At 36.3% G+C, this 19,663-nt stretch carries 17 protein-coding genes; 2 read left to right on the plus strand and 15 right to left on the minus strand.

From position 1 onward, the window contains the following. Nucleotides 1–60 precede the first annotated feature (60 nt). Both LC095_RS05505 and LC095_RS05510 read right to left on the minus strand, forming a co-directional pair. The gene (locus LC095_RS05505) at nt 61–2,358 is read right to left on the minus strand and encodes a helix-turn-helix domain-containing protein (protein WP_226527350.1); all 2,298 of its coding nucleotides are present in this window, start codon (nt 2,356–2,358) and stop codon (nt 61–63) included. 162 nt (nt 2,359–2,520) lie between these two features. Beyond that, nucleotides 2,521–3,447: an AraC family transcriptional regulator gene (locus LC095_RS05510; RefSeq protein ID WP_226527206.1), complete on the minus strand. Its 927-nt coding sequence runs from the start codon at nt 3,445–3,447 to the stop codon at nt 2,521–2,523. Nucleotides 3,448–3,624: 177 nt separating this feature from the next. On the opposite strand from LC095_RS05510, the gene LC095_RS05515 reads away from it, so the two are divergent. Further along, on the plus strand, nt 3,625–4,953 hold the full coding sequence (locus tag LC095_RS05515) for an alpha-glucosidase/alpha-galactosidase (RefSeq protein ID WP_226527207.1): 1,329 nt from the start codon (nt 3,625–3,627) through the stop codon (nt 4,951–4,953). Between the two features lie 209 nt (nt 4,954–5,162). Here LC095_RS05515 and LC095_RS26750 read toward each other — a convergent pair whose 3' ends face one another. The 10 genes from LC095_RS26750 to LC095_RS05560 form a co-directional block, all read right to left on the minus strand. Beyond that, the gene (locus LC095_RS26750) at nt 5,163–5,297 is read right to left on the minus strand and encodes a hypothetical protein (protein WP_264195927.1); all 135 of its coding nucleotides are present in this window, start codon (nt 5,295–5,297) and stop codon (nt 5,163–5,165) included. Further along, nucleotides 5,287–6,111, minus strand: a complete 825-nt coding sequence (locus LC095_RS05520; RefSeq protein WP_226527208.1) for a carbohydrate ABC transporter permease — start codon at nt 6,109–6,111, stop codon at nt 5,287–5,289. The genes LC095_RS26750 and LC095_RS05520 overlap by 11 nt, the downstream gene beginning before the upstream one ends. A gap of 12 nt (nt 6,112–6,123) precedes the next feature. Beyond that, nucleotides 6,124–7,023, minus strand: a complete 900-nt coding sequence (locus LC095_RS05525) for a carbohydrate ABC transporter permease (protein WP_226527209.1) — start codon at nt 7,021–7,023, stop codon at nt 6,124–6,126. A 141-nt stretch (nt 7,024–7,164) separates the two neighbouring features. Continuing rightward, entirely contained in the window at nt 7,165–8,436 is a 1,272-nt protein-coding gene (locus LC095_RS05530) for an ABC transporter substrate-binding protein (protein ID WP_226527210.1), read from the minus strand. A gap of 45 nt (nt 8,437–8,481) precedes the next feature. Next, complete coding sequence (locus LC095_RS05535; RefSeq protein WP_226527211.1) at nt 8,482–10,575, minus strand: amylo-alpha-1,6-glucosidase; 2,094 nt, start codon at nt 10,573–10,575, stop codon at nt 8,482–8,484. 194 nt (nt 10,576–10,769) lie between these two features. Further along, nucleotides 10,770–11,786: a LacI family DNA-binding transcriptional regulator gene (locus LC095_RS05540; RefSeq protein WP_226527212.1), complete on the minus strand. Its 1,017-nt coding sequence runs from the start codon at nt 11,784–11,786 to the stop codon at nt 10,770–10,772. A gap of 508 nt (nt 11,787–12,294) precedes the next feature. Continuing rightward, nucleotides 12,295–13,407, minus strand: a complete 1,113-nt coding sequence (locus LC095_RS05545; RefSeq protein ID WP_226527213.1) for a cupin domain-containing protein — start codon at nt 13,405–13,407, stop codon at nt 12,295–12,297. 11 nt (nt 13,408–13,418) lie between these two features. Next, the gene (locus LC095_RS05550) at nt 13,419–13,919 is read right to left on the minus strand and encodes a DinB family protein (protein WP_226527214.1); all 501 of its coding nucleotides are present in this window, start codon (nt 13,917–13,919) and stop codon (nt 13,419–13,421) included. Further along, nucleotides 13,916–14,866, minus strand: a complete 951-nt coding sequence (locus LC095_RS05555) for a fumarylacetoacetate hydrolase family protein (protein WP_226527351.1) — start codon at nt 14,864–14,866, stop codon at nt 13,916–13,918. Before LC095_RS05555 ends, LC095_RS05550 begins: the two co-directional genes overlap by 4 nt. 138 nt (nt 14,867–15,004) lie before the next feature. Continuing rightward, entirely contained in the window at nt 15,005–15,805 is an 801-nt protein-coding gene (locus LC095_RS05560) for an IclR family transcriptional regulator (protein ID WP_226527215.1), read from the minus strand. Between the two features lie 138 nt (nt 15,806–15,943). Here LC095_RS05560 and LC095_RS05565 point away from each other — a divergent pair, with 138 nt between their 5' ends. Beyond that, nucleotides 15,944–16,720 (plus strand): IclR family transcriptional regulator, encoded by a 777-nt coding sequence (locus LC095_RS05565; RefSeq protein WP_226527216.1) that lies wholly within the window; start codon nt 15,944–15,946, stop codon nt 16,718–16,720. Nucleotides 16,721–16,757: 37 nt separating this feature from the next. On the opposite strand, the gene LC095_RS05570 is transcribed toward LC095_RS05565, so the two are convergent. The 3 genes from LC095_RS05570 to LC095_RS05580 all read right to left on the minus strand — a co-directional run bounded on the left by LC095_RS05570 (nt 16,758) and on the right by LC095_RS05580 (nt 19,638). Beyond that, nucleotides 16,758–17,309, minus strand: coding sequence for a hypothetical protein (locus LC095_RS05570; protein WP_226527217.1), 552 nt, complete (start codon nt 17,307–17,309; stop codon nt 16,758–16,760). Nucleotides 17,310–17,340: 31 nt separating this feature from the next. Beyond that, entirely contained in the window at nt 17,341–18,570 is a 1,230-nt protein-coding gene (locus LC095_RS05575; RefSeq protein WP_226527218.1) for an FAD-dependent oxidoreductase, read from the minus strand. A 210-nt stretch (nt 18,571–18,780) separates the two neighbouring features. Then, nucleotides 18,781–19,638 (minus strand): fumarylacetoacetate hydrolase family protein, encoded by an 858-nt coding sequence (locus LC095_RS05580; RefSeq protein WP_226527219.1) that lies wholly within the window; start codon nt 19,636–19,638, stop codon nt 18,781–18,783. Nucleotides 19,639–19,663: the final 25 nt, after the last annotated feature.

Consider the following 19,663-nt stretch of genomic DNA (forward strand, 5'->3'; position numbering starts at 1 on the left):
AAATGATCTATTTGTTCAAAGTAGAATTTAAACTTATTTAAATGTAGAGTTGAATCCTTTTCATTTTGCCTCAAGAGCTGCTTGTCTATAAGATTTCGGTGTAACATGTAAGACCCTCTTGAAAGCTCTTCGAAATGAATGGGCAGAATTATAGCCAACTTCACTTGATATCTCTTCTATTGTCATATCTGTCCCAAGGAGTAACTCTGAAGCCTTATTGATGCGTATTTTTTCAATATAATCTGATACATATTCACCAAGTTTTTCTTTAAAAAGCTGGGAAACAAATTTCTCAGGAAACCCTACCTTTTCCGATATTCGATATAATGATAAGTCTGGATCATGATAATGTTCTTCTAAAAACTCAATAATTAACTTAATAGCCTGATCATTTGATTCTTTTTTTCTTTTATTAACCATGCTACAGTATTCATCAGCTATCAATTCAAATTCTTTCCAAACATGATTTAATCCAAGGTTTAGATGAATTTGTAAAACTCTGTTCACCAATTTGATCGAATCCCCGCATCCTTGAGAAGTAGCAGAGTAACAACCCTTTATCAGCGTGGATTTTATTTCTTCCAATAATTGCTCCACAATCTTTGGCGATAGTTCTCTATTACTAAAATTCTCTTGAAATATTTGTGCCATGATTTGTTTGATATCGTATACTTCCCCTGTTTTCATCGCATTTATCAGTCGAATTTCAAGATCCATTGGATAATAATACATACTTGTTTCTCTAGCTATATCTTGATACCAAAGTATCTCACTTTTACTTAATTCTGAGAAGGTGGAATCCAATGCCTGCTTTGCCTCATAATAAGAACGATTTATTTCCTTAAAATTTTGAAATGATTTCCCTACATAGGCTGATATTGAGATACGATAAGAATTAGCTACCGATGAACTCAGTTCGTGTAAGAGATGTACTATTTCATCAGAGACATTCACTTTATTTTCACTATTACCAGTTATGATCATAACAATCTTATCTATATTTAAATCCGTCATAACAATGGAAGGTTCTAGCTCCTTAATCGTTCGTTTAATAAGGAAGCGGGATGCACTTAACTCATTATGAATTTCTTTATTCTCCATATCACCATAACCATTTATTCTTAAAATACAAACATATCCAAACTCTCCTCTAAAGAGTACATTTAACTGTTCCGCTCTTTCAATCATTCCTTCCTGATCGTAAAATTCTCCGCTTAATAAACTATTTATAAAGGAATCCTTCAATATATCTTTTTGATTCGTTATTTCTCTTTTTAATAATTTATTATTAGAGATTAAATTCGAGATATTACCGTGTAAAAAGTCAAACTCATTATTATGTTTGGTAGCATCCGGACCAATTTGCTCTCTAACCACATCTATTAAGTTATGAATTGGCGAACTATCACGATAAGCAAGAAATAAACAGAGCAACATCCCAATAATCAGCGTACTTAATGTAACAACCATGGTTATATGTTTGATAGCCTCCGCTTTTTCCATTAATCCTTCTTTAGGTATCCCTGCAACATAGTTCCATCCATTAAGATCAGACTGTATAGATAATAACATTGTTTCATTTTCTATTACTTTATTAAGTGAGTCTGTATCTTTTGTATACTTATTAACAATTTCTTTAGCCTGGGTTTCATTAATTCCCATTATTGTTATCGGGTTTCCTTCTTTATCAGTGATAAAGGCCCAGCCACCATATTGCTTAGATATTCCTTCTAATAGAATATTTATTTTCCGCTGGTCAATTGTCAAAACTGCTGTACCTAATGGTTGATTTAAACTATTAAAAGGAAGAGATTGAAGATATGTAATGACAGAAAGCTCCTTATTGTTACTCGTATATGAGCGAAGTGGCAGTATTTCTCCTTGATAATTCCCATGCAAAATAGTTTTTTTCCATTGAGCGAAGGAGAGATCATTATAATGGTAAGTTTCATAGAAGTGGTCAACTCTAAAAAAAACAGCACCCTCTTTTAATACAGCATCATAATTTTTTAAATAAATATAAAAATCCTCTAAAAAATCGTTCGAATGAGTATATGTTGAAACAAAACGTGATGTTTCTCTTAAGCTGTAAATATCAATTGGAGTAGGCTCTGTTCTTGCCGTTAAATGTTGATTGAAATCCTCTAGAGCAATCTGTCTTGTAAACCTTTCAATCTCCATGATTCTGCTCTCTAAAATATCCTTACTTTTGTTTAAAATTATTTTGCTCGTATCAATAGAACTGGTCTTTGCGACATCAATTGATACTTGGTACGATATGAACCCGGTAATAAGTGGAAATAAAAGAATAATAACATAAGAAAGTAAGAATCTTCTAAAAATTTTAGGTATTTTCATTTTCAAAACAAAGTCCCCCTCCCTCCATAAAGATAACGCTTACATTTATGTGTAGACAAGAGCTATCAACCGCCCACTCCACAGTAAATAGCTATAGCACTCTCATCTTATCACGTTTTTCAATTTATAAAAATAATATTTATAGACTATTTCTAACCATGCTCACCTTTTTAGATTATAAGAAGCGGCATTATCTATAATTAAATGATCGATGCCAATAATATCTTTATTCTCTCGAAAAGCTCCAGCCGAAACACCGATTGTTTTTCTGAATACTTTGTTGAAGTAATTGGCATTTGAAAAACCTACCTTATGTGCAATATCTGTAACACTAGTATTTGTTGATCTTAATAGCTCCACAGCTTTTTGTATTCGAATCTTCATAAGATATTGCATCGGTGGCATTTTAAGATTACATTTAAATTGCTTAATAAAGTAAAACCTTGAGTAACCTGCAGCGTTAGCTATGTCATCAAGGGAGATTGGCTCATGATAATTAAATTGGATAAATGAAAGTGCCTTTGTAATTTGAGTGGAAAAATTCTCAACTACTTCAATATTTTTGGCAAAACGATAGATTTCCATAATAAATTCATAGGCTTTTGAAGAGGCATAATAAGCATCTGTCATTTTTTGTTCTTTCGTATTTTGGTAGATTTTGAATAAAAGTTCAATTAATTTGGAATCAGGAGGAACTTTAATGATCGAACCATTTTGTCTTCCAATATATTCCCAACATTTAGCAGCTTCATTTCCCTCAAGTGTTAAAAAAATAAATTCCCATTTGTCACTTTCTTGAGGAAAATAGTAGCGATGATCACTTGGCACCTCTACCATAAACGCTTCCCCGGGTTTCACCGAATAAGTTCGTCCATTTATTTCAAGCATTCCAAAACCAGAAAGTGTGTATTGAAACACATATGTACCAATATCTTTTCGTTTTAATCCATTCCAACTATAGATATCCCCAAACTTTATTTCTTCCTTACCAACTACCCTGATATTCGCTACATCATTTGGAAGTGTGTCATAAAAACGAAACCCATACACACCATAATTGGTTTCATTTTCTTTAGATGAAATAGACAATATTTTACCCTCCAATCGCACTAACTTACCATTGAGGTAAGCATGTAACCGTTTTATCATTATTATAGCTACAAATAATAAATAGTTGAAGTAAGGACCATTCATTAATTTAAGACAATTTTTATCCTGGTCTTACTAGTGAACTTTTCTTTCTTCATCTTTCGGGAGGATTACTAGATGTCTAAAATAACATTTCTAGGAGCAGGAAGTACTATTTTCGCAAAAAATGTTCTTGGTGACTGTATGTTTGTTCCAGCATTATCAGGCTTTGAATTTGCCCTATTTGATATTGACGAGCAAAGACTAAAAGACTCAGAAAATATGTTGAACAATTTAAAACATAGTTTAAAAGCGAATATCACAGTAAAAGCGTATTCTGATCGAAAAGAAGCGTTGCGAGGAGCAAAATATATTATTAATGCTATCCAAGTAGGGGGATACAAACCAAGCACTGTGATTGATTTTGACATTCCTAAAAAATATGGTCTCCGTCAAACGATTGCTGATACAGTTGGAATAGGTGGGATTTTCCGATCACTGCGTACTATCCCAGTCATGATGGATTTCGCTAGGGATATTGAAGAAGTTTGTCCAGATGCCTTATTTTTAAATTATACAAATCCGATGGCAGCTTTAACTGGAGCAATGCTCCGTTTCACAAATGTAAAGACAGTTGGCCTATGCCATAGCGTACAAATTTGTAGTGAACATCTGCTTAAATCATTAGAAATGGATCATGAAGGAATTGAAGAAAAAATTGCTGGTATAAACCATATGGCTTGGTTACTGGAGATCAAACGTAATGGTCAGGATTTATACCCTGAAATTAAAAGACGTGCAAGAGAAAAACAAAAAACCAAACATCATGATATGGTACGATTTGAATTGATGGATAAATTCGGATATTATGTAACAGAATCTTCTGAGCATAATGCAGAATATCATCCGTATTTTATTAAACAAAATGAACCTGAATTAATTGATAAATTCAACATCCCTCTTGATGAATATCCAAGACGTTGCATTGCGCAAATTGAAGGTTGGAATAAAATGCGTGATGAAGTTGTCAACAACGCTCAACTGACTCATACTCGCTCACATGAATATGGTTCACGCATCATTGAAGCTATCGAAACAAACATTCCTTTTAAATTTGGTGGTAATGTCTTAAATAAGGGACGTTTAATTAGCAATTTACCTGAAAACGCTGTTGTCGAAGTCCCTTGTGTTGCTGACCGCAGTGGTATTAATCCATGCTATGTAGGAGATCTTCCGGAACAATTGGCAGCACTCAACCGAACAAATATTAATACACAACTTTTAACAATTGAAGCAGCAGTTACAAAGAAAAGAGAACACATTTATCAAGCTGCAATGCTAGATCCACATACAGCGGCTGAGTTATCCATCGATAAGATTGTTGCAATGTGTGATGAACTAATTGAAGCACATGGTGACTGGATTCCAAATTTTGAAAGCAGTAAACAATATAGTAATTCATACTAATCATGTTGAGATCATGGTTTTCACACGACTAGCTAAAACAGATTAAAAACAAGAAAAGCTTCAATCCCTTTCTTTATCAAGGGATTGAAGCTTCCTACTTTGATTACTCGAACTAAGTCCCTCTCCTATCAAAATTAGTAAGGGAATTAACATGATCATTACTCTAAGTTAATTATTATTTAACAATGTTATCACTTATTATAGGAAGATCATTGAATTGCTACATGATCAACATACACAGCTGTTTGACCACTGCTATTTGAGGAACCTGTAAACTGTACTCCAATTTCTTTCATATGACCTAAATTTGAGATAGATGATAAACAGTTTACTCTATTTCCCACCCGTAAATGATATACCTTTAATAAAATACTTATTGAAAAAGGCATAGATTAATAGTACAGGTAATGTAAAGACCATAGAGGCAGCCATGATATAGTTCCAATAGCTAATATACTGACCTTTAAATGTATTTAATCCAAGTGGCAATGTAAATAGGTTTGGATCCGATAGTACAATTAATGGGCGCATAAAATCATTCCATAGTCCCATAAAAACAAAAATCGTTTGTGCTGCTAAGGCCGGACGAGCTAATGGTAAAACAACTTTGAAGAAGATACCAAATCTATTTAGACCGTCAATCGAAGCTGCCTCTTCCAATTCTTTTGGGAAGTTAATAAAGAATTGGCGCATCATAAAGATGAACGTTGCATTAATCATAGATGGAGCAATCATTCCTTGGTAGGAATTTAACCAACCTAGCTCTTTTAAAATTAGATAGTTTGGTATCATCGTTACCTGTGCAGGAATCATCAACACAGCTAATATGGTGACGAACAATGCTTTTTCACCTGGAAAACTTAATCTAGCAAGAGCGTATCCAGCCATTGAATTAAAGATTAAGTTTAAAGCTGTCGCTACAGTTGCGATAAATACACTATTAAATAACCATCTTGGAAATAACTCTTGTTCTACAAAAATCGTCTTATAGTTGTCGAAGGTAAAATCTTTCGGGATAAAATTCATCGAACCACTTACAATTTCTTCAAGGGTCTTAAAAGAAGAAGATAGCGCCCATAAAAATGGGATGAGCGTAATAATCGCGTAGCCTACTAGAATCACATATAAGATGTTTCTTCCAATATTTCTTTTCTTCATGCTGCTCACTCCTTAGTAGAGGGATTCCTCTTTTGAAAATTTTCGTTGAATTAAGGTTGCTACTAGGATCACCAATGCCAGAGCAAAGGCAAGTGCTGCAGCATATCCCATTGTGCCAAAATTCTTAAATGCGTATTGATATATCAATAAAACAACCGTTAATGTAGAGTTATTGGGTCCACCAGATCCACCTGAGAAAATATAGGATTGATCAAATAACTGGAATGTCCCGATAATCCCCATGATGACAACAAATGAAGTAACTGGTCGTAAGTTTGGAACAGTAATATACAAAAACTTTTTAATTGGGCCTGCTCCATCTAGTTCAGCTGCTTCATAAAGTGAATCAGGCACATCTTGAAGAGCCGCTAAATAAATAACCATAAAGAATGGTGCAGTTGACCAGATGTTCATAATCATAATCGCATTTAACGCAACTGCCGGGTCTCCCATCCAGTTGTAAGTTGGTAATCCTACCATGCTTAATAGATTGTTAATTAACCCATTTTGGTTGTACATCCACATAAAAATTAACGTTAATACGGCTGATGATGTTAAGGTCGGAAGAAAATATACGATTCTAAAAAACTTTTCTCCCTTTAATCCTGCGTTTAAAGAAGCTGCTAAAATCAATGCTAGAATGGTTTGACACGGTACCACAATCACAACATATTTGAATGTATTCCAAAGAGCGATCTTAGCCCTTGTGTCATCTAGTATTTTGGCAAAGTTTTCAAAGGCAACAAATTTATAGCTTGTTCCACCTAATAATTGAACATCATTAAACGATAAGAAAATCGCATATAAAATAGGGCCAACAACAAATAGTAACAGGACAAATAAAGCAGGTGACATGAATAAATAACCTTGACCTGCCTCTCTTAATCTTGCTGGTGAGTACTTTCTTTTCATGTGTTTCATCTCCCTTAATAAGAGCCCTCTCTTTTAGTTTATATAACTCTTTCTAGCGATGTTAGATTGAAACATCGCTAGAAAGAGTTGTATACCTTAAAAGGATCAAGAGGAAGGAAGCAATTCCTTCCTCTCTTAAAATTATTGTTGTGCTTCAATCTCTTTATTCGCTTGATCTTGTGCTTCCTTCAATGCATCTTTTAGTGGTCGATCACCTAAGTATGCACTAACAAACTGATTATTAAAGTTCGTAAAAATAACAGGTAGGTTTTTACCATCAGACCAAACTGTTGCATATGGTGCACCTTTTACAAGTGCGCCACGTAACTCATCTTTATCATATCCAAGCTCAGCTGCAACGGATTGACGAGATGGTAGTTCAAATCCTTTTGACGTCCAAGTTTTCATTCCTTCTTTACCAGTTAGATAGGAAATCAGCTCCCAAGCAGCTTCTTTCTTCTCTGATGCTGCATTCATCACGTAACCTACAGTAAATGCCATTGTTCCTTGTTTTCCATCGATTGTTGGTACTTCTGTTGTTCCGAAATCAATATCTCGGAACGTACTTTGTAAGTATGGAATAGCCCAGTTCCCTTCAATGACCATTGCCGCTTTTCCTTGACCGAACATTTCACCAGTCCAACCTGCACCAACTTCATTCGGTTGTGCTGCCGTTTTGTCCACTAAGTGCTGATCCACATATGGTTGTAATCCTGCGACAACACCTTCACTTGCGAAGTTTGCTTTACCATCTTTTACAACATCCCCGCCTCTAGATTCTGCAATGAATTGAAGGCGTGCTAATTCTGGATTTTGACCGAAACCAAATACTTGATTACCTTGTGTTAATTTTTTAGATACGTCTTGTAGTTCAGCCCATGTTTTTGGAACTTCTACGCCAGCATCAGCAAACATTTTCTTATTATAGAAAAGAGCTAGAGTAGAATATCCTTTCGGGAAACCATACGTTTTACCATCCATTTGGAAAGCTTCTATTAGAGGTTTTTCAAAATCATCTGTGTCAAATTCATCTGTCACGTAGCTATCTAAAGGTTCTACAACACCTGTTTCAATTAAACCTGGTGCTTCAAACGCATCAAGATAGAATACATCTGGACCTTCACCACCGATTAATCTTGTTTTCATAACATCCATATATTGATCAGCGATTACTTCATGCTTCACCTTAATAGTAGGATGACTTGTTTCAAAATCTTGAAGAACTTGTTTTAGTAGTTCACTTTCTTCTGGAGATGACCCCCATCCAGCAAGTGTAATTTCAACTGGTTGATCGGAGTTTGTTGCATCTCCGCTTGCACTATCCTTTTCATCACCATTGCTACAGCCAGTTAAAACACTTCCAACTAAGAAAGATACTGTACCTAAAGCAGCTAACCACTTTTTCATCTTCATTTTTGCTTCCCCCTTTTATGGTTTTTCTTCATAAACAATGCTGTATTAATAGATAAGTTCAAACCCTGTTGTATTCTCTAAAACTGTTACTTCAATGCGATCTTGATTTCGTTGAAGTGAAACCGATAGTTGACCATTTCCAATTGTCATTCCTTCAACAGTTAATGAGTTCATGTCATCTAATAGAGTCGGATTTAGTTTCATTTCCTTTTTCAAACTATCTGGGAATAACCCTAATAAAGTTTGGATAAAGACAATTGGTGTTCCAGCAGCCCAAGCCTGCGGGGAGCACGCAACTGGATATTTCACAGCCTGACCAATCTCTTTGCTGTAACCACAGAAAAGTTCAGGCAAACGATCATATTCGAAATGAGCTGCGGCATCGATTAAACCAGTCATCACTTTTTTGGCTTCTTCCTGCTGACCAAGTTTACCCATTCCTAATAAAATCATGCTATTGTCATGAGGCCAGATGCTTCCATCATGATAACTCATTGGATTATAGCCAGCTTCCCCCTCACCCATTGTTCGAATTCCATAGCCTGAAAACATTTTTTCCGAAAGAAGCATGTTCGCTACAGCTTTGTTTCTTTCTTCAGAGAGCATACCCGAGAATAAGACATGACCTGGATTTGACGTGATGGTTCCAACTTGTTTTTTATTTTCATCAAGAGCAATCGCATAGAAGTTCACATCATCCATCCAGAACTCTTTATCAAACTTTTCTTTCAGTTCACCTGCTTGTTGTCTAAGCTCGTTAGCTTCCTCTTGTTTTCCAAGTTGGTCGTAAAGATCAGCCATTCCTACTTTTGCTTGATAGACGTAACCTTGAACTTCAGCTAATGCAATTGGTGTTTTTGCATAATCTCCGTTACGGTGCACAATGGAGTCACCTGAATCTTTCCAACCTTGATTCGCAATTCCCTTACTAGATTCTTGATGATATTCAACAAATAAATCACCATCACGATCTCCGTATTGATCGATCCATGTTAAGGCTGCCGCAATATTCGACTCCACTTCCTTCACAATCTCAAGATCACCCGTCCATTTTACATACTCGCTGATTAAGACCAGGAAAAGTGGTGTAGCATCAATTGTTCCATAGTATGGTGTGAATGGAATCTGATTTGTGTTTGCTAGTTCCCCAAAACGAATTTCGTGCATAATTTTACCTGGTTGTTCATCACGCCAGGAATCTAGGTTTTTCCCTTGTTGGCTTGCCATTGTTAAAATTGTCCCTTTAGCCACGTCAGGGTTTAGTGATAGCATTTGTAGAGCAGCTATTAAACTATCACGACCAAATGGAACGCCGAACCAAGGTAAGCCCGCTACAGGGAACTTGCCATAACCAAGATCTGTTAATAGAACTCGTAAGTCGCCAATCCCTCGATCCACAAGACGTTGAAGAGCATCATGATCTGTTTTCACCTTCGGAATGTTTGCTTCCCACTCTTGATATGATTTTTTTAGTTGATTAAGAGCCAATTCCGATTCAATGACCTTATTATCGTTTGTGTCACCTACTTGTGGTTGAACCATAAAAGTGACAGATTCTTCACACCCATGATCAAGATTAAAATCAAACGTAATGTCACCTGCTTCGGTTACCTGAACTGCTTCTTTATTCCAATCAATTCTTGTGCGTCTATTAATTTGATCAGCACCTTCATAATGATAAGTTAATGAATTCCCATCAATTGTTTGCCCTGTACGCTTTCCAACCTCTCCATTTTGAAAGCCGCGAACAATAAACATGTCTTTAAAATCAACATCCACATGGATACTTAGGTTAAATTCAACAGGCTTTGGATAGTAATTTTTCACCTTAACTGTTTCATATAACACGTCTCCGTAAATAAACCGTGTACGTTCTATTTCGACTGATTCACGCCATAAAATGAGTTCTCCATCTTTTTCCATATGTGGATTTGTTAATAAAATCTTAGCCATATAGTTTTCATCAGCATCTGATGACAACAGAATAGGTTCCTCCCCATTAATACGAAGATCCAATTTGCTTAGAAAACGAGTATCCTTCGTATATAAACCTAAACCATATGAATGATTCTCAGGGATATTTCCTTTGTCATCTGTTAGTAAAAATAAATCATTTTCTTTTATCACGCGGTAATCCATTCTACTTCCACATCCAATCTCTTAACATTGATGTTTAATTATGAACTTAATTTCCAAAACGTTTCGGAATTTGCACATAAAAAAATCTTATTTATATGTAACTTTAACGTTTTGGATTTTTGTTAAATAAAATATAATCGAGCATTTTTACCAATACTACTTAAACGTTTTGGATTTACGCTAAAAACCACTCATTACTTGTGGTTTTTAGCCGCAGATTCCCTTACAACAAGTTTAGTTCCAAGGGTAATCACATGTGGCTCAAGTGTTCCTTCTAACATTTTTATTAAAAGGTTTGCAGCTTGATAACCTAATTGAAAGATATTTTGAGAAATAGTTGTCAAAGGTGGGTTAGAGTATCCTGCTAATAATATGTCATCATACCCTACTACAGATAAATCTTCTGGGACCTTTCTACCTATCTCTTTTGCCCCTTCAAGAATTCCTAGTGCCATTAAATCACTTGCAGAAAAAATAGCTGTAATTTCAGGGTGTTTTTTTAATAGTTTAATAGCTTGTTCTTTTCCTGTTTCTTCTTCAAACATTCCATTGACTACCCATTCTTTTTTATATGAAAGACCAGCCTCCTGTAATGCTTCCATGTATCCTTCGAGTCTTATTTTACTAACAAAAGCCTTGCTATGACCATTGATCATCGCAATATTTTTATGCCCCAATTCAATGAGGTGATTAACTGCCTTTTTGGCACCTAATTTATTATCTGTTGTAACGTGTCCAACATTCTCACTTTGTATTGGATAATCAATTAATACACAAGGAATATCACTATTTACAACCTCTTGCAAATATGGGTCATCTGTTTTAATTCCCTGAATAATAGCCCCATCTACTCTACGCTCACGACAAAGCTGTGTATAGGTTTTCTCCCGCTGTTTAGTCGAGTTCGTATTAAATAATACGAGATCATAATCTAATTCAGATGCACATTCATTGATACCAGAAAGAACCGAAAAAGTAATTTGATCTTTTTCACTTTCTCTGTTTAACCCTGATACTAACAATCCGATTGTTTTGGATTTATTCATTACAAGTCCTCTTGCCAGCGTATTAGGGCTATAGTTTAGCTCTTTAACTAATTTCATAATTTTTTGTCTTGTTTTCTCGCTAACATCTGAGTATCCATTTATCGCCCTAGAAACTGTTGTAACTGATACACCAGCAGCTTTAGCAATATCTTTTATTGTTGTCATGTCACCCAGCCCCCAAAACGTTTCGGATTACTTATGATTTTATAATAATAGATCATAAAACCGTTTGCAAGTATTTTCTTTTTTCTATCATATTAGACACGAAAACAAAAAAGCGTAAGGCGCTCACCTAGAACAATAAGACAAGTTTTATCATTTTCTTGTGTATGAAATAATGTATTATACTCAACAGCCGACAACATAAACCTATCAGTGAATGTTCCTATTCTAAAGCTAATCAATTAGTTTATAATATTATCCATTTTATTTCGCAGAAAATAAATTATTTCAGAAGAAAGACAAATTACACTATGTCTCTTACCTATTTCCTTAAATAATACTCTAATCAAGCTTTCCTTTTCCTTGAGCGTCAGACTTGCTAAAAGCTATTAAACAGCAGAATGGAACATTTTTTTGTATATAAACCATATCGAAAAAAGACTGAACCCAAAAGACTAATTAGCTAGACTTTTGGGTTCAGCCCACATACATTCTTTAAAACATATATCAACTATCCTAAAACCGGAGAAAACTCACCAGTAATTGTCTGATACCCATTATTCTTATCATACTCTTGTTTGCGTTCCAATCCGAATTTCTCCAAGATTGGTAAATCATTTGTTGAGAATAAATAGCTATCACTTGAAGCAACGTGCTCGTGTAATGCCCAGTTTGGTACAACAAAGAAATCACCTTTTGACCAATCAAATCGAACACCATTAATAGTTGTATAGCCTTCACCTTCATGAACGTGATAAATAGAAGCATGTGTATGTCGGTGTGCTTTTCCTCTAAATCCAGCAGGAAGCTTTTGCATCCAAGCTGCAATGGTTGGACATGCTGTATCTCCATTTGAAGGATTAATATACTCAACGGCATAGCCATCATACGGATCTGGCTCAAATCGACTTAAGCCGTTGATTGCTGCCTCTGTTCCTTGCCATTTATAAGAGCCAAGAGGAGCTTTTTTCGAATAGCGATCGGAAATTGGACGAACCATTCCACCTTGGTAACGTTGTGAACTATAATTATCTGGAAGACTAGGCTGCTCGATACGATCTGGATATGGTTCAAAGAATGTTCCACCAAGATAGTAGATTGTAGGAATATCAAGACAGTCCATCCAGATCATTGGTTTATCACCTTCATGTCCGTGACCGTGCCACAGGCCGTTTGGTGTTGTTAAGAAATCTCCTCTTTCCATGAAGATTCTTTCACCCTGAACAATGGAATATGCCCCTTCTCCTTCCATGACAAAACGAAGTGCGTTTTGCACGTGTCGATGAGATGGTGCTGTTTCACCAGGTTGGATTAATTGAACAGCTGCGTATAATGTTTGAGTCGTTGATGCCCAGCCCCACGGCTTTCTGTAATTTAGACCCGGATTTTGTAAGTAAATTGCTCTTCTTTCTCCCCCACGATCTGGAGTAAAAATTTGTGTAGCTTCCTTTAGCTTTTTCATTAATAATTCACTTTTCCATAAGTATGCCTGTGCATGTGGTTCAGGTGTATGCTTCATTAAATCTGGAATCGCATTCCATAAAGGACCAAGATGGTATTGTTCTATGTCTCTATTAAAATCCTGAACAATCGTACTGTTAAAAAATTCATTTTTTTCCGCCATGTCTTCTCCCCCTATTCTTGATTATACTTTGATAAATTGCGCTGAATTTGATGATAGTGCTTTTCAACATGCTCCACGATCAAATGGTTCACGATAAACTCAACAGGTTTTCCATCAAAGCGCGGGTTACGGCTTGGAGCAATTATTTCTAAATCTTCACTTGAAAGGGCTTGAAGCGTTTTTTCTACCTCAGCTGGAATAGAAGCAAGTTGGTCTAGTACATCCGCAATCTGCAAACTGGTCACATTTTCTTCTGACACTGTTTTCAGTCTTGTTTCATCCGTTAAGCCTCGACCCCATGTTTGATCAGGATGTTCTTTTATCTGTTGAATTTCCCTCACCCAATAAGGAATAGCTTCGGCAACATGAGTAATAATTTGCATAATTGACCATTCTTCCGTAGATGGCTGCCATCTAATTTCCTTCTCTGAAAGTCCCTTCACAACGTTCATGATGTTATGAATAGAGTGCTGTACAGATTCAATAGAGCTCGCTTGTAATGTTTTGGTCATGATACGGGCACCTCCGCTGTTTGTTTCACTTTATTCTCAAGGACTCCAACCTGATCGACCTCAATACGAACCACGTCTCCATCTTTTAAAAACACTTGTGGATCTCGTGCAACACCTACTCCTCCGGGTGTACCAGTTAAAATGATATCACCGGGCTCAAGCGTCATGATATTGGACAAAAATTCAACAAGATACGGAACCGAGAAAACAAGATTGGCAGTATTAGATCGTTGGCGTTCTTCTCCATTCACCGTTAAAACAATTTCTAATCCAGATGGATCGGTCAATTCGTCTGTTGTTATTAACCAAGGACCCATTGGAGCGCTTCCATCAACTGCCTTTCCTTGAAGCCACTGTAATGTACGTCGTTGTAAATCACGATACGTAACATCATTCACAATTGTATATCCTGCAACATATTTTAAAGCCTCATCTTGCGAAACATTGCGTGCACGTTGTCCAATCACAAAAGCAAATTCCGCTTCATAGTCAAGCTGCTCTGAAATCGGATGAAATGGAATATCATCCTGTGGTCCGACAATCGTATTGGCAAACTTAGCGAAAACAACTGGATGTGGAGGCAGTTCACGCTTCATTTCTAAAATATGCTCACGATAATTATGGCCAACGCAAATCATTTTGCCAGGAGCAGGAACAGGTGCCTCTATTTTGACATCAGAAACAGAGAACACCAGCTTACGTCCCTTTACTTCATCATGATTTACCGCATAAGCAACTGCCTTTTTTGCCTCCTCAATGCTTTCTAATCCACCTTGTAGAAATTCCGTCATTTCTCCTGGAACAAATGCTTCTGCAATTTTTTCGGCACGTAACTTCCCTTCTGAATCAAGTAAGGAACGATAGGCGGCGTTCAAATCAATCACGTTTTCATTCTCTATTGCCCCTAAACGGGATATCCCATCTTTCGTAAACATCACTAGCTTCAATTTCATTCCCTCCAAATCGAAAATTGTTTTACTCTTGCTCATATTATATCGAGATGAATAGTGAGCTCACATTCTATCGTTCTTCTATATGGAACAATTCAGAAAAAAAGCAAAAAAATAAAGCTGAGAATCAAATTCTCAGCTTTTGAAACGATTATTTTCCTTTCGTTTGCGCAACCTTACTAATTCCGTCATTTTCTCTCCTGAACGAACGACTTCTTCAACTAATCTATGACTATTCAACTTACTTTTCATCCGATTTGCTGGTCCGACCATATTAATGGCTGCCAACACTTGTCCCTTCTCATTAAAGATTGGTGCTGCAATTGCCATTACGTGTTCCTGAAATTCTTGGTCACATACAGCATATTTCTCTGCTTTAATACTATTTAACTTTTCATATAAACTTTCATGGGAGGTTATCGTGTTACTTGTAAAGGATTCCAACTTCTCCGGCAAAAGTTGATGTCTTTCTTCCAACTCCTGAAAGGCTAGAATAGCTTGACCAATGCTTGTTGCATGAATAGGATGCCTTTTCCCAATATGTGTAAACAGTGAAGTTGGGTTATCACACTCTACCTTTTGAAGGTAAATCATATGTTGATCCTCAAGAATTCCAAGATGTGAGGTTTCACCTGTTCTTTCTGTTAACATATTTAAAACAGGAACGGATTCAGTTAAAATTGGTAACTGTGAACTCACAAGATTCGTTAATGTTAAGACAGAGGTCCCTAAGCTGTAACGATTTGAACGAGGATTTTTATAAACAAAGCCTTCACTTGCCATAGACGCAAGCAGCCTGTGAACGGTACTTTTGCTTAATCCTAAATGTTTCGCAACATCTGTCACACCTTGTTCAGGATGATCCACTGTAAAGCCTTTTAAAATACTTAAAGCATTTGCTAGAGATGAGTCTCTTTTCTCCTTCAATACACTCACTCCACCCTCTTAGACTCTTACATTTTTACTCATATCTATCAATTCACTAAAAAGCCTAACTTTTCCTTTGTTAAATAGAAGAAACTCATTCTTTTTTAGTATAATAGAAGAAGATTCTAAATAGAGGTGTGAAGCTAAATGGATATGGATACCCCAGCAAAAGCTATCTTATCATCTGTTAAGAATGCTATGAGAATATTACGTTTGTTCAAAAAGGGTCAGGAAGAATTAAGTGTAACAGAGATTGCAAGACTTATTGATTTGCCTAAAAGCACCGCACATCGATTAATTGCGGAGCTAGTAAATGAAGGATTTTTATCTAAAAATCCGAAAACAAATCATTATCGCTTAGGACTATCTCTCTTAACTTTAGGTGGTGTTGTATTTAGTCATAGAGAACTCTATCGTGAAGCACAACCTATCGTAGACAATCTTGTAGATGAGTTAGGGGAAAGCGTTCATATTTGTCTTCTTGAAGATCATGAAGTTGTTTATTTATTTCGAAAAGAATGTGACCAACCTGAAAGACTCTTAACCTATATGGGCAGGAAAAATCCTATTCATTGTACTAGTGAAGGGTTAGCAATTATGGCTTTTCAAAAACAAAAGAGTATCAATAGCTTTTTAAAGAATACTTTTTACTCTTACACAGAGTTCACACTAACAGAACCAAAAGAATTAAGAGATGAAATGAGTAAAATCCGAAAAAAAGGCTATGCCATTACACCCGGCCATTTTTACAAAGGCTTTGTCGGGATCGCTGCCCCTATCTATGATCATACAGAAAACGTAGTTGCTTCTGTATCAATTATTAGTTCAACATCACGAATAACAGAGGAAAGGTTTCCACTATTCATTGATAAAATAAAAGCAGCAGGCAGTCAGATCTCTGAAATGCTGGGATACTTTAAATAAACCATCCAGCAACAGAACACTGGATGGTTTTTCAATACTATATTAGATAAAACGTATTTCCCTCAGGTCCTATCGGTAAATGACCAGCCTCAATTAAATCAACAATTGATATAAAAATATTTTTCCCCTCGGCTAGCTCCGCTGTGCATGACATTACACTCACGTACATGGCTAAACCAACTAGGTATTCTACGGTTTTCTTTTCTTCAAATTGCTGAAACAGATGTGAATAAGCACCATGAAAGACGAGTTCCGGCACGCGATCACCTAAATCCAAAAGGTACTTTTCATGACCAGCTTCCTTAATCTTGCGGCTTAACTCTTCTGGAATTTCTTTTAAAGATTCCCACATTTCACTTCCCTCAAAGGTAAGACAGCTAATTGTTTCTGGTACTTCTTCTTTGGATAACCACTTTATTTCATAAGAATTCACATTAAGATTATCCATAAATTCAATGACTTTTTCCTCTGCCTCTAGGTTTTGCTGTCCAGCCTTCTTCCCCCAATGAATAGCTTGTAATCTATTCACCATTGCGTCAATAGATTTAGTCTGCAAATCAACTTCTGCAACATTAATATTCTCAGACATGTATCTTCCGCTCCCTTCGATTGGTTTTATGTTAATATTTTGTTGTTAATTCAGGTGGTCCAAATTTAGGACCATAAGGACCTTCATCTAGCCAACGTCCCAATCTAGGAATAATAGATACAAGTGATGCAGCTAATTCACGCTTCATATTCATATCAGGAGCATTTCCTTGTAAATGATGTAGGGCTGTGCTTGAGCCATCACGGTTCCACAACGCTGCAATTCTACGTTCATTCGCCACCGCTTCAATGGCTTCTGTTCGCTCTTCTTCTGAATTAGCTTTTAGGGCTTTTTCAATTCCACGAACAGCTAACAGTGCATCAGGAACTCCAGAGTTTAGACCGCGAGCACCAAATGGAGCGAATAAATGAGCTGCTTCCCCCGCAAGAAGAACTCTGTGTTTTTCATCTGTAAACGAGTTAGCAACAACCTGATGAAAACGATATGTTGATACCCATGTAATTCTTTCCGAGTATTTTGAATCCATTACTTTTGGTAGCCACTTTTTCACTCCTTCAAGATCAGAAAACTCTTCTGGATTATCGTTTTCTAACAGTTGAAGGTCGACACGCCAGCCCCCTTTAAAAGGAACAAACATCACATTTCTCCCTCCCATTGCAGGGTGCTGATAATGGAATGTTCTCTCAAGAGGGAGAGGATTCTCTTCATCTTCTTTCACATCGACGACAAGAAAAGTATCATTTGTTCTCGGACCCTCAAACTTTAAGCCAGCTTGTTCCCGCACTATAGAACGAGCCCCATCACTACCAATAATGTATTTAGCTTCCCATTCTTCACCAGATTTCGTCGTTAAAATAACATGATCTTTTTCAATAACTAATTTGTCTACAGGTGAATTCCAGGAAAACTCCACACCAGATTCCAAGCATTCTTCATAAATATGTTTTTCAATTTCATCTTGATGAAGTGCTGTAAAATGCGGTAGTTTATGAGGATCCTTGTTATTGGTTATTCCATAATTACGGACATACACTTCTTTACCTTTGTACAAAGTTCTTTTTACTGGCCAGATAATTCCGTTTCTTGCTAGAGTAAAACCAAGTCCTTTTGATGTTTCTTCTAAGAGCTTTAACGTGGCACTATGCAGATAAATAGCACGACTCCCTGGGCGGGCACGTCCAAATGGTTCAGCTTCCATCACAACTGATGAAATCCCCTTTTTTTGTAAAGCAAGACCTGCTACAAGTCCAACCGGACCAGCACCGACAACGATTACATCACATTTCTTTTTATTCGACATTTCCTTCTCCCCTTTAACGAAATTGTTTTCTTCTTATCTTGATTATAAGAAATCGAAGCGATTATCCTTATCCTTTTGTTCCTCTATACGGAACAGGAATATAGTTTTTTTCTAAAACCTCTATTAAAATTTTCCTAAACAAAATTACTCTACTAACGTCCATACAAAAAGACTCATGGCAGAAAATCTTTCTACCATGAGCCCTCAAAACTAGCACTCTATTTTTTCAACTGCGTGACAAACATTTACTTCAAATCCACCAATTTGTTCAATTTCAATCTTCACCTTGTCACCATGCTCAATTGGGCCAACGCCTTCTGGAGTTCCTGTTGCGATAATATCTCCAGCATTTAGCGTCATATTATTACAAGCAACTTCAAAACATTTATAGCAATCATAAATCAAATGTTTTGTACTGCCATCCTGGCGTATTTCATCATTTACCCACAAAGTCATTTTTAAATCATTAGGATCTTCAATTTCATCAGCTGTGACTATCCAAGGACCAATTGGGGTAAACGTATCAAACGACTTTCTCCATGTTCGCTCTTCATTTCCTCTAATTGATATATCTAACAGAGCAAAATAACCAAAAATATAGTTTTTCGCATCCTCTGCTTTTACGTTTTTCGCTTTCTTACCAACAATATAGCCAAGCTCCGCTTCATGATCTGTTCGACGATCCTTAAAAGGAAGAATAATCGGGTCGGACGGTCCTGATAATGATTCAGGAGACTTTAAAAATAGTGCTAAATCTTCAATTGTTCTTGGAGCATTGTTAAACATTTTATTCATTTCAATTTGATGGTTTTTATAGTTAACTGGTGCAGCCCAAATTTTCTTTGTGGAAGGTACAGGTGAATGAAGTTTTACACTAGATAAAGGATATGATGTACTCTTGGCTAAGGCATCCTCTATTCTTCCTTTCAACACATCAAAGTTTTCAATAAGGCGTTGAAAGGATTCACCTGGATTAGAAGGCTTCCACTCTACTGCAATTGATACATCAAAGATTTGGTTTCCTTGAACAATTCCAAGTAAATTCTCGTTAAAAATCGCAATTTTCATTCCAGGCTACCTCCTTATCTTAATG

Origin of the sequence: Metabacillus niabensis (assembly GCF_020524345.1) — a bacterium.
GTDB lineage: Bacteria > Bacillota > Bacilli > Bacillales > Bacillaceae > Metabacillus > Metabacillus niabensis_B.

What these genes read in the sequence shown, in the direction of transcription:
- LC095_RS05505 (WP_226527350.1), bottom strand. Translation starts at nt 2,358, where the DNA reads ATGAAAATACCTAAAATTTTTAGAAGATTCTTACTTTCTTATGTTATT.
- LC095_RS05515 (WP_226527207.1), top strand. Translation starts at nt 3,625, where the DNA reads ATGTCTAAAATAACATTTCTAGGAGCAGGAAGTACTATTTTCGCAAAA.
- LC095_RS05520 (WP_226527208.1), bottom strand. Translation starts at nt 6,111, where the DNA reads ATGAAGAAAAGAAATATTGGAAGAAACATCTTATATGTGATTCTAGTA.
- LC095_RS05525 (WP_226527209.1), bottom strand. Translation starts at nt 7,023, where the DNA reads ATGAAAAGAAAGTACTCACCAGCAAGATTAAGAGAGGCAGGTCAAGGT.
- LC095_RS05530 (WP_226527210.1), bottom strand. Translation starts at nt 8,436, where the DNA reads ATGAAGATGAAAAAGTGGTTAGCTGCTTTAGGTACAGTATCTTTCTTA.
- LC095_RS05535 (WP_226527211.1), bottom strand. Translation starts at nt 10,575, where the DNA reads ATGGATTACCGCGTGATAAAAGAAAATGATTTATTTTTACTAACAGAT.
- LC095_RS05540 (WP_226527212.1), bottom strand. Translation starts at nt 11,786, where the DNA reads ATGACAACAATAAAAGATATTGCTAAAGCTGCTGGTGTATCAGTTACA.
- LC095_RS05545 (WP_226527213.1), bottom strand. Translation starts at nt 13,407, where the DNA reads ATGGCGGAAAAAAATGAATTTTTTAACAGTACGATTGTTCAGGATTTT.
- LC095_RS05550 (WP_226527214.1), bottom strand. Translation starts at nt 13,919, where the DNA reads ATGACCAAAACATTACAAGCGAGCTCTATTGAATCTGTACAGCACTCT.
- LC095_RS05565 (WP_226527216.1), top strand. Translation starts at nt 15,944, where the DNA reads ATGGATATGGATACCCCAGCAAAAGCTATCTTATCATCTGTTAAGAAT.
- LC095_RS05570 (WP_226527217.1), bottom strand. Translation starts at nt 17,309, where the DNA reads ATGTCTGAGAATATTAATGTTGCAGAAGTTGATTTGCAGACTAAATCT.
- LC095_RS05575 (WP_226527218.1), bottom strand. Translation starts at nt 18,570, where the DNA reads ATGTCGAATAAAAAGAAATGTGATGTAATCGTTGTCGGTGCTGGTCCG.
- LC095_RS05580 (WP_226527219.1), bottom strand. Translation starts at nt 19,638, where the DNA reads ATGAAAATTGCGATTTTTAACGAGAATTTACTTGGAATTGTTCAAGGA.